Here is an 11,943-nt window from a genome sequence, read left to right as displayed (position 1 = left end):
GATGAAGTTTCGATTTTCTGATCTGAATGCGGATACAATTAAAAAAGGGTTCGAGCATATTCGTTCCACTGCGATTCCGGAAGCACTTTCCAAAGCACGTTCGATGGTGACCGGACTGGATCTGGCATATGACCGGTTTTTTAAAGAATCTTTAGAGGCGGATGAGGAAGCACTTGCAAAGCAGAGGGAGCGGGTGTTTTCATACTGCCCTTGTATCAGTATTATAGTTCCGGTGTACATGACGCCGGAGCTTTCTTTGCGTGCGATGCTGGAATCTGTGCTGAATCAGACATATGCAAACTGGGAGCTGTGTTTGGTCGATGGCAGTCAGGCGAAGGGGGAACTACCGGTATTGGATGCGCATGTGTCAGAAGATGGAGAAATTTCAGTATTAGAGAAAGTATACAGTCTGGAGACGGAACGCATTATCCGGCAGTATATGGAGAACGAGCCGCGAATCCGGTATATAAAAATGGAGGAAAATCTCGGAATTTCCGGGAACAGTAACCGGGCGTTGCAGATGGTAAAGGGAGAATATATTGCGATTCTGGCGCATGATGATGTATTGACGGAGGATGCTTTGTACTGGGTGGCTGATGTTCTGCAGAGCGAACGGTATGATGTGCTTTATTCCGATGAAGACCGGATGGCAGAGAATGGAAGTCATTATCTGGAACCGCGGTTTAAGCCGGAGTTTGATGTGGATCTGCTGCGTGCTTACAATTATATTTCCCATCTGTTTGTTGCACGTAGAGAGCTTATGATGGCGGATGGAGGTTTTCATAGTCAGTATGATGGTGCACAGGACTATGATATGATCCTGCGCTGTTGTGAAGGAAAACGGGAAATCTGTCATATTCCACGTGTGTTGTATCACAAACGAATCCACGACGGAACTTCTTTGGAGAGGGATGCAAAACACGCACTGGAAAATCAGGCAGGAAAAGAGGCGCTGGAAGCACATGTGGTGCGTGAACATTTATTGGCAAGAGTCATGACGACCGATCAGCGAAGCGTCTATGAACTGAAATATGACACGCCGGGCAATCCGCTTGTGTCGATGATCATAACAGGGCATACGAATCGTGTGTTGATGGAGCAGATGCTGGAGCCGTTTTATGAGAAAACACGGTACAGTAATTTTGAGATTATTATTGTAGATGAAGACCGGGCGGATGAAGAGCTGCAGAAATATTATCAGCAGACGCAAAGCCGCAGGCGCAATATTGCTGTGGTGGCAGCGGAAGCAGGAAAAAGCAGCACAGAGTGCCGGAATCTTGGTGCCATGCATGCAAACGGTAGTTTCTTGTTGTTTCTGGATGCCAATATGGAGATTGGTGATACAACAGCGCTGGGGGAGATGCTTGGTATTGCTATGAGGGATGATGTTGGCATGGTAATAGGGACCGTCTATGACGACCAGGAGCGATTGTATTGTGCGGGACTGGAATTTGCGGGACCGTATGAGTCTCCGGTTCAGAAGTGGCAGGCAGAAACTGAACGGGCTATTGATCTCACGGAAATAAAGGCATTGTATCGGTACCCATACCGGGGGCTGCTGCAATTTGATGCGTGGAAAGAGTGGCGGAAGATCCGGCATGATGAGACAGGCGCAATGCGTTACTATGGTATGAACCGGGAGTACATGATTGCACCGGCGCAGTGTATGCTTGTAATGAAGAACGTGTTTGTATTGTTGGGGGGATTTTCTGATAAATTCCATACAGAGCTTTCAGCCCTTGATTTCAGCCTGCGTGTGCGCGAACATGGATATCGGATCGTAAATGCTGCAAAAGCAAAATGGCAGATTCACAACCTGCCCGATTCTGTCAGACAGGCGCGCGAAGCTGCCATGGTAGATGCACAGGAGGAACAAAAGGAAAGGGATCTGTTTGAAATCCTGTGGTCACAGGTATTATCCCTCCGTTAAATCCCCTTTGGTTAATGTTTTTAATTGTTTGTCGCTGACAGAGTCAAGCTCGACGATACGGCTTGCCTGTCTGGCGATGGAACGCTCCAGATAATTTCGGACTTCTCTGGCGTTTGCAAAATTTTCATCGTGGGATTTCGCCCAGATATTCAGCAAATCTTTCACATATGCTTTTCCCTGTGCGTTTGGTTCGTATTCCTGTTTCCTGCACATGGATAAGAAGATTTCATAAAGCTCATCTCCACTGTAATCCTCGAAATGGATATATTTGTTAAATCTCGAACGAAGCCCCGGATTGGAGTCCACAAACTCCTGCATCAGTTCCGTGTAACCGGCAACGATCACGATCAGATTATCACGGTTATCCTCCATCATTTTAAGCAGGGTATCCACGGCTTCCTGACCGAAATCTTTTCCATCTTTTCCGGCGGTTAAAGTATAAGCTTCGTCAATGAAGAGAACGCCGCCTAAAGCACTTTCTACCACTTCCTTCGTCTTGATTGCAGTCTGACCGACGTAGCCTTCGACTAAGTTGGACCGGTCGACCTCGACCAGCTGACCGCCCGGCAGAATGCCAAGACATTTGTAGATTTTGGCAAGCAGACGGGCAACCGTTGTCTTACCAGTTCCCGGATTTCCGGAGAATACCATGTGTAATGACATTTCCGGCTGTTTCATGCCACGTTCTTCACGCAGCTTCTTCACTTTCAACAGGTTGATTAATGCCCGGATATCCTTCTTCACTTCGGAGAGACCGGTCAGTTCGTTTAATTCGTTTAACAAATCGTCTAATTTGATATCTTCCTCCGGAACTTCCTGTTTGTTGACAGTGCCTTTCATAGCCACCATAGCAGCCTGGGAGGTCGAAGCATTTTTAGCAGATGCGTTTGAGGCAGGGGCAGCCTTGCTCGGTGTGGAAGGTTTTGGAGGATTCTTCAGTGCCGGATTCTCCCCCGGCTCAAACAGCTTCAGCTTGCGCAGATATTCCTCCAGCATACCGGTGTAGGCTGTCAGTGCAGATACCTCTGCGTCGGTTGCGTGGTTGTTGCACGAAATATATGCCTGTCCAAGCTCAACATATAGGTTATACAGATTTCTTGACTTTGAGAACCCCTTTGTTGTGCAGGCGGAAAGTCCCGACTGGTCTGCTTCCACAAAATATGTCAGGGAACGGGGAATCGTTGTGGCAAATTCCGGTGCTGCCGTGCGGTCCTGCTTGAAACGCATGAGAGATTCCAATGTGAAATACTGACCAAGATATTCATGTAAAAAGCGTGTCTCCGGGTACAGACTGCCATCGGAACTGTCTGTTAGATACACCAGAAACTGCAACAGATCGAAACGGATCATGTCGTGCATGGAGATATCCGTCTTTGGACCAAAGCCCTGTTGGCAGATGATTTCACCATACATGTAACAATCCGTGATTTCCTTCTTTAAATCGTTTAACATAATTTCTCCTTGCTCTTGTAAAGATTTAGGTATTGACCTTGGAATTACACATAATACACAATTCCTCGCAGACGCGCTCCCGCTCGGTTCAACACGTAGCAGACACTAAACTCACAGCACCATTTCATGGCACTGTTCGTTAAGTGCTGACGTGTTTCAACGGTCTGCTTATGAATTTGTGATTATGTGTAATTCCATCTACATTCATAAGAGTTTTACAGGTGTTCGTTCAATTTACCTTGGGTAAATGATACCGCAAAAACCCTTGCCCGTAAAGTAAAATATATTGAACAAGGTAGGGAAATATGGTACGATAGAAACCAAATGTAGTCTGAGGAGATATTAAGGAAAAGGAAGACAATCGGCAATTTGAAGTGGTTGGGTAGCGTGTGTTCCATGTATGATTGCGGAGGAGATGTTTCCCCACTTCAAATTTGTCGATGTAGAAGGAGCGTAGTATGCGGTTTCGACCATGCATTGACATACATAACGGCGCAGTCAAGCAGATTGTTGGTGGCAGCCTTAAGGATGAAGCGGATTTTGCTATGGATAACTTTGTTTCGGAGCTGAAGGCGGATTTCTATGCGGATCTGTATCGGCGAAGCGGACTGGTTGGTGGACATATCATTCTGCTGAATCCGGCTGGCAGCACCTATTATGAGGAAGATCTGGAACAGGCGAAGCTTGCGCTTGCAGCATATCCACAGGGGTTGCAGATTGGCGGAGGCATCAACGCGGACAATGCAGAGCAGTTTCTGGATATGGGCGCACGGCAGGTGATTGTGACATCCTATGTATTTAAGGATGGGAGGATCAATTATGAGAATCTGAAACGGCTGTCGGGTCTGATCGGTGCGGAACATCTGGTGCTGGATTTGTCCTGTAGGAAGAAAGATGATAAGTACTATATTGTGACAGACCGCTGGCAGAAGTTCACAGAGGAACTGGTTACGCCGGAGACGTTGGATAAGCTGGCGGAATATTGCAGCGAATATCTGATCCATGCGGTAGATGTGGAAGGCAAGGCAGCCGGTATTGAGACAGGGCTTGCAACGATGCTGGGTACATGGGGAAAACAACCGATGACTTATGCCGGAGGGGTTGGAAGCTTTGCGGATCTGGAACAGTTAAAGCAATGTGGCAGAGACCGAATCGATGTGACGGTTGGAAGCGCACTCGATATATTCGGTGGTGTGCTGCCATATGAAGAAGTTGTGGGATTTTGTTCGTAGCAGTCAGGGACACTGATTGTGATAAAACTATAAAGAGGGAACAAAACAGGAGGGTTTATGAGAAAATTTAAGAAGACGGCGGCTGCGATTGCAGCGACTGCCCTTGCGCTTTCGCTTTGTGCATGTGGCGGCAAGGCAGACACGACAACGACTGAGCAGGCAGGCGGCAGTGCAACGGTGACAGATGCAACAGCGTCAACCATCGAGGATGATGGCAACTGGACAACAACAGAACAGGAGGTTGTGGAGGATGACCGATTCACGACTGTGGAGGGTGCAGATGCAATCGGAGTAACATTTGATGATGGTACAGACGGTTTCACGAGCTACATGAACAACGGTAACTTTACGATGTCTGCGGAAAATGGTGAGCTGGTCTGTGACATTACAAAGAGTGGACCGCTGGAGCATAGCTGTCAGATTTATTACGATGGATTCACGATGGCAAAGGGCTGTGTTTATACGATGAGTTTTGATGTCAGAAGTGATATTGAGCGTGTAATCCAGTGGCGTGTACAGATAAATGGTGGTGATTATCATGCATATGCGAGTGATTTCATCACAGTCGGACCTGAGACACAGACGATCACAAAGGAGTTTTCGATGGAAGAAAATTCTGATCCGGCTCCACGATTTGTTGTCAATATGGGAACCCAGGAAGGACAGACGGAAGTTACGGAAGCACATAAGATTTACTTCGATAACATTTCCCTGTTTGTAACGGATAGCTCCAATGCGGAGAAAATCGTTGGTGCACCACAGCCAATTCAGGTAAAGGTAAATCAGATCGGTTATAAGCCGGACGATACGAAGACCGTAATCGTGACATCCAAGGAGGATGAGAAATTTAAGATCGTAGATGCAAAGACCGAGGAGACAATGTTCGTCGGTGCATACGGAGAGCTTTCGTATGATAAGTCTGCCGAGTCGAATGTAAGACACGGTGATTTCACGGCATTTAATACGCCGGGTACATATAAGGTTATTTCCAGCCCGTCCGGTGCTTCGTATGAGTTCTCGATCGGAGACGATCTGTATGATGATGTATATAAGGATGTTGTTCTGATGTTATATAAGCAGCGTTGCGGAACAGAGGTGTCCAAGGATATCGCCGGAGATTTCGCACATGAAGCATGCCATATGCAGGAGGCAACTGTTTATGGCGATACATCCGGAAAAAAGATTGATGTATCCGGCGGCTGGCATGATGCAGGAGACTATGGACGATATGTTGTGTCTGGCGCTAAGACGATACAGGATCTCTTCCTCGCTTACGAAGATTATGGACAGACTGCGGATGATCTGGGAATTCCTGAGAGTGGAAACAAGATACCAGATCTTCTGGATGAAGCAAAATATGAGCTTGACTGGATGCTGAAGATGCAGGATGCAGCGAGTGGTGGTGTCTATCATAAGGTAACAGCACTTGTATTCCCAGAGACAGTACTTGCAGTTGATGAGACAGATGATATGGTGCTTGCACCGATTTCCTATGCAGCAACAGCAGATTTTGCAGCTGTTATGGCAAAGGCATCTATACTCTATGCAGAATACGATGCAGATTTTGCAAAGAGCTGTCTGGATGCGGCAACGAATGCGTATGCATTCCTGAAAGCAAACCCGGATATGAAGGGATATGAAAATCCGGAAGATCTTGTAACGGGTGCATATGATGATAAACATCTGGCAGACGAGACACTCTGGGCTTCTGCGGAGATGTATATTGCAACAAAGGATGGAAAATATTTAAGTGCAACGAAGGCAGCGCTTGAAAGCAATTATCTGACAGGCTTTGGCTGGGCTGATATCGGAAGTTATGCATTGTATGATCTTGCAAAGACGGATTCTGTAGAGGCAGATGTGGCAAAGACAGCAAAGGAGAAATTGCTTGCAGATGCAGACGGGGCATTATCCAAGGCAGAGTCAGAGGGATTTTTCACCGGCATGGGAGTGACATATCCATGGGGAAGCAATATGACAATCGCAAACAAGGGTATGGAGCTTTTGGCTGCTGCAAACCTGACGGGCGATGCCAAGTATATAGAGTATGCGCAGAAGATGCGTGACTATATCTTTGGTGTGAATCCAACTGGATACTGTTATGTAACCGGGTATGGCTCTCTTACACCAAATGCAACACACCACAGACCATCACAGGTATTGAAAGAAACGATGCCGGGTATGTTGGTCGGCGGTGCCAATAACAATCTGAATGATCCGTATGCAAATGCAGTTCTTTACGGTATTGCACCGGGACGTGCATATGTGGATAATGAGCAGTGCTATTCATGCAATGAGGTTACGATTTATTGGAACTCTCCACTGATTTACCTGCTCACAGGATTAAATTAAAAGGAAAAGGTTAGGATAGGAAATTGATTCGTTTAATAAAGAAGATACTTGCAAATGAGAAAATGCGATATTTGATTGCCGGAGGCTGTACGACGGGAGTCAATCTGGTATCCTTCTTCCTGTTGCGGCTGACAACTTCAATTTCAAGAAACACATGCAATGCCATAGCAATCGCTATGGCTATTGCTTTTGCCTATTTTGCAAATAAGTTTTTTGTATTTCAGAGCAAGAAAAAAGGATTTTATGCAACAGTTGTGGAAGCAATCCAGTTCGTTGGTGCGCGTCTCGTATCAATGGTTGTGGAGATTCTTGGGTTTGCAATCCTGTGTGACACATTCCGGATGCATGAGCTGTTTTCGAAGCTTTTTGTGCAGGTCATCGTGCTTGTGTTAAATTATGTTTTCAGCAAGCTGATCGTGTTTAAGGAGAAGAAAAGTTTTCAGGAAAATATACAGGATAACTGGTGTTATTACCTGTCGTTTGCGATTGTGGCGGTTGTTATGCTGGTTGTATGTATTGCGGAGAAGATTACACCGTTTGGTGAAAATTCGTTGACACTGGTGGACAGTGTGCACCAGTATCTGCCATTTTTCTCGGAACTCAGAAACAAGCTTTTGAATGAAGGAAGTCTTCTTTATACATGGAATGTAGCGCTCGGTTCGAATTTTGTATCACTTGCCGCGTACTATCTGATGAGTCCGTTTAATCTGGTATTGCTGCTTTTTGGCAAGGAACAGATTACGACGGTGACATGCTTTTTAATGTGTTTAAAGATTGCACTCACAGCGGTCGCAATGGTACATTTCTTAAGCTATAAGGATGGCGAAAAGAAAAGGAATTTCCTGATTGTAGCGATTTCTGTAGCCTATGCATTAAGCAATTATGTGATTGGCTATAACTGGAATACGATGTGGCTGGATTGCATAATGATATTCCCGCTGATTATGCTGGGATTTCAGCGTATGCTTGAGGAGCAGGATCCAAAACTGTATGTGCTTTCTCTTTTCTATGCGCTCTATTGTAATTATTATATTGGCTACATTATTTGTCTGTTTATGGTATTGTGGTTCTTTGCCTACGGGCATAAGACAGTTAAGCGATTTTTTGTAAATGGTATCCGGTTTGCAGTGTATTCTCTGCTGTCGGGAGGCATGGCAGCGTTCATCCTGCTTCCTGCATATCATGGAATTATGGCAACGGCGGCGGGAGACATGGCAATCCCCCAAGGAACCTGGTATGGAAATATCTTCGTGATGCTGCGACAGCTGCTTGTATTTACAAAGCCAATCACAAACCAGATCTATGATGGTGGCGTGAATCTGTACTGCGGTATGCTGGCAATTCTGACGATGTTCCTGTATCTGTTTGTGAAAGAGCATCCATGGAAGAAATTCCGGAAATATGTCTTGCTTGTGCTGTTGGTGATCAGCTTTAATCATCAGACATTAAATTATATCTGGCATGGCATGCATGACCAGTATGGGATTCCCAATCGTTTTTCATTCGTGTTTATATTTGTGCTGTTGATTATGGCGTATGACGCGGTACAGAAGGTTGCAGAGATTGATATTTGTTTTGTGATTTCATCTGTTTTACTTGCCGTGGCGTTTGTGTTTGCATGCAAGCAGCAGGCAGGAGATACGATTCAGAAATTCGCTGTTCCGGTCAGCCTTGCGATGCTGGTGATCTATGGCGTGACCTGTTGTCTGCGAACGTCCAAAAAAATCACACATGCGACATATATTTCAGTCATTGGAAGTGTCTGCCTGGTGGAACTTGTGGCAAATGCGGCTTATGGATTTATGGACAACGGATATTGTCATTATATGCAGTATTATGAGACGAGTCCGGCGGTAACCGCGGCCAATGTGCGGGTACGAGAGCTGGCAGAGGAGGAACAGGCAGGCTTTTATCGGTCCGAACTGATGAATTACAAGGTGTTGGATGAAGCAAGCTGGCATAATATGCCGAGTGTCAGTACGTTTAATTCAACCGTTATGGGACCGGTTGTCACTACGATGGGTAAGCTTGGATTTTATACGGGTGCGAACGAATTTTTGTATCGCGGCTACACGCCGTTTACGAATGCAATATTCAATATCCGTTATCTGCTTGAGCGTCCGGGAGATCTGAATAATTTTGACTATGATTATAAGGAGACGGTTGATAACGTATCGATCTATGAAAATCCATATCCGACTTCAATCGGATTTGCGGTAAGCAACAATGTGAAGGAATGGGATCAGAGCCGGTATACGGCGATGGTTGCACAGAATACACTGGCATATGATATGACAGGATATGGAGGATTCTTCCAGGATGAGTATCCAGTGATCAGTGTGACCAGTGATACAGCAAAGGTAAGCTATGAGAATAATCAGGTCAGCTTCACGCCAAATGCTTCCGGAGCAATGTATTTTATGTTGAGCTTTACTGCCGATCATGCCGGTGATTACTATGTGAACTGCCGGGGCAATTATGTGACAAAGATTCGGTTTTATAAGAATGGACAGGAAATCGCTTATGACCGTTATCAGATTCAGATTTTCCATCTGGGACAGCTCGAAGCAGGTGATTATGTCTCTATTGAATATGAATACAGCAATGTCAGTGGATCAGAAGTTGCGCCATTTTATGTTGCAACGTTCCATCCGGAGGCATTTGAAAATGTGTACCGGGAGCTGACGAACCATATGCTGGATGTGGAAACCGTGAAAGATGGATATATCTATGGCACGATTGAAATGCCGGAGGATAAGACGCTGTTCACAAGCATTCCTTATGATGAGGGATGGACAGTGAAGGTTGATGGCAAAAAGGTGGATTACTATAAGGTGGCAGGCGCATTTATCGGTGTGGATATGGATGCCGGTACGCATACCGTTGAATTTTCATATATGCCACAGGGCATGCTGCCGGGAATTCTTATATCCATCATCTGTATGGTTTTATTGATGCTTGCACTGCAGGTGGAGAAGAAACTGGAGGTACGGAGAATCGAGAAATCGAATGCGTGCGAAGAGAACGAAAATGCAGACGAAAAACTTACAGAAGAGGTCGAGACAGATATTGAAAATCTCGAAAATCTATAGTAGAATGTTGATAAATAGGGGGTGTTATGCATATGGAAAAACTAGCAAAATTAGGGTGGCAGAAACTAATCATTATTGCGGCGGCACTGGATGTTGTGCTCGGAATCGTATTTGGAGCGATTTTTAAGGCGGTTCCGGCAGGAATTATTGTCGGTGTGCTGGCAGCGGCTGTCACGGGAGTGATTGTATTTGCACTTGGTGGCGGTGCTACGGCAGGTCGCACAAAAGGTGACAAGTACAAGAAATTGTTTATGAATCTTCCGATTGGATTTGCACAGGCAAAGATCATCACAGATTCACTTGGAAACAGTATCGGGTATTGCATTCAGGAAGCAAACGAACGGTTCGGAAGCTACTTTAATCTGGATGCATCGGATTACCAGGACAAGATTCTTGGCGAGAGCAAGATTGAAGTGTTACAGGATATTAACGCATGGTTTACTGCGTATAATACATCTGGAACTAAAGAGGGCGACTTCATGGATGTAGAGATTACGATGGAGAAGCTTGGAAAAGTATTTAACACAGTCATGTATAAATCCGAAGCGGATTACATCAATATGGTTGTTATCGATATTACGGATCAGAAAGAGACGGAGAACAAGCTGTCTGCGGCAATCGAGGATGCAAATGCAGCCTACAAGACACAGGCAGAGTTCCTTGCGAATATGAGCCACGAGATCCGTACACCGATCAACGGAATTCTTGGAATGTTGCAGCTTACTCTGATGGCAGATGATCTGCAGGCAGATTACCGTGATAACCTGCTTACTGCAAAGGGCTGTGCAGATAACCTGCTTCGACTGATCAACGATATTCTGGATATCAGTAAGCTGGAAGCTGGTAAATATAACCTGAAGGAAGAAATCTTCGATGTACGCGCGGCCATTGAGGAGACGGTGGCAGCGCAGGTACCAACAGCAACAAATAAGGGACTTGCCCTTGACTGTACATTTGGTAATAACATTCCAAAGCTTGTAAAGGGCGATGGACAGAGAATTCAGCAGATTTTGAATTGTCTGCTTTCCAATGCATTAAAATTTACATCTGAGGGAAGTGTAAGAGTAAAGATTGCAGCGATTGATGCAGAGAAAGAAAATATTAACCTGCGTATCGCAGTTGCAGATACAGGTATCGGTATCTCTGAGAAGAACATGGATAAGCTGTTTATCCGTTTCTCACAGGTCGATGGTTCGGATACAAGAAAGTATGGCGGTTCCGGATTAGGTTTGGTTATCTCCAAGCAGATTGCAGAGTTGATGGGTGGCAATATCAGTGTCCAGAGTAAGGAAGGCATTGGATCGACGTTTATCGCTGAGATTCCTCTGAAGGTTGTAAAGGCAGCCGAAGTGGAAGCAGCGAAGAACATGGAAGAAAAAGAAGATGCCGCAGTATTCTCCATCAATGCACATAGCAAGGCACGTATCCTTGTTGCAGAGGATGAGCCGGTGAACCAGCAGGTTATCGGTAAGCTGCTTGGCATGGCAGGTTTCTCTTATGATATTGCAGAAAACGGTGAAAAGGCAATTGAACTGTTTAAACAGAAAGAATATGATGCAGCACTCTTTGATGTACAGATGCCGGTTATGGATGGTATCGCAGCAACACAGCAGATCCGTGAGATTGAGCAGAAGGAGCACAGAAAGAGACTCCCAATTATTGCTGTTACAGCCAGAGCCATGTTTGGAGATAAGGAACGTATCTTAGAGAACAAGCTGGATGACTATATTGCCAAACCGTATAATCTGAACACTGTAGTTGAGACACTCAACCGATATATTGATAAAAAAGAGGATTAACATTTAATTCACGAAAAATTAAACGATTTTTCATATATGTTGGTTGACTGGATATCTTTTTAGTGATACAATTTCGATGGTTTTGG

The 11,943-nt window shown here is 45.2% G+C and carries 6 protein-coding genes; 5 read left to right on the top strand and 1 reads right to left on the bottom strand.

Annotated features, from left to right (window positions below):
* The first annotated feature begins 1 nt into the window (after position 1).
* A complete protein-coding gene (locus tag ACZQK9_RS06660) occupies positions 2-1,930 on the top strand; it encodes a glycosyltransferase (RefSeq protein WP_483270060.1) in 1,929 nt (642 codons plus the stop codon).
* Here ACZQK9_RS06660 and ACZQK9_RS06655 read toward each other — a convergent pair.
* A complete protein-coding gene (locus tag ACZQK9_RS06655) occupies positions 1,916-3,382 on the bottom strand; it encodes an AAA family ATPase (RefSeq protein WP_483270059.1) in 1,467 nt (488 codons plus the stop codon). The two genes, ACZQK9_RS06660 and ACZQK9_RS06655, sit on opposite strands and share 15 nt — an antisense overlap.
* 458 nt (positions 3,383-3,840) lie before the next feature.
* Here ACZQK9_RS06655 and hisA point away from each other — a divergent pair, with 458 nt between their 5' ends.
* From hisA to ACZQK9_RS06635, 4 genes are read left to right on the top strand one after another with little or no spacing between them, the layout of a single operon-like run.
* The gene (gene hisA / locus ACZQK9_RS06650; protein WP_483270058.1) at positions 3,841-4,614 is read left to right on the top strand and encodes a phosphoribosylformimino-5-aminoimidazole carboxamide ribotide isomerase; all 774 of its coding nucleotides are present in this window, start codon (positions 3,841-3,843) and stop codon (positions 4,612-4,614) included.
* A gap of 57 nt (positions 4,615-4,671) precedes the next feature.
* Positions 4,672-6,966: a glycoside hydrolase family 9 protein gene (locus ACZQK9_RS06645; protein WP_483270057.1), complete on the top strand. Its 2,295-nt coding sequence runs from the start codon at positions 4,672-4,674 to the stop codon at positions 6,964-6,966.
* A 23-nt stretch (positions 6,967-6,989) separates the two neighbouring features.
* Positions 6,990-10,058 (top strand): YfhO family protein, encoded by a 3,069-nt coding sequence (locus ACZQK9_RS06640; protein WP_483270056.1) that lies wholly within the window; start codon positions 6,990-6,992, stop codon positions 10,056-10,058.
* A gap of 32 nt (positions 10,059-10,090) precedes the next feature.
* Positions 10,091-11,857 carry an ATP-binding protein gene (locus tag ACZQK9_RS06635; protein WP_178017817.1) on the top strand — a complete coding sequence of 589 codons (1,767 nt, stop codon included), beginning with the start codon at positions 10,091-10,093 and terminating at the stop codon, positions 11,855-11,857.
* Positions 11,858-11,943: the final 86 nt, after the last annotated feature.

The organism is Wujia sp. (genome assembly GCF_056872695.1).
The sequence above is the reverse complement of the archived record's forward strand: the minus strand, read 5'-3'. Positions and strand labels throughout refer to the sequence as shown.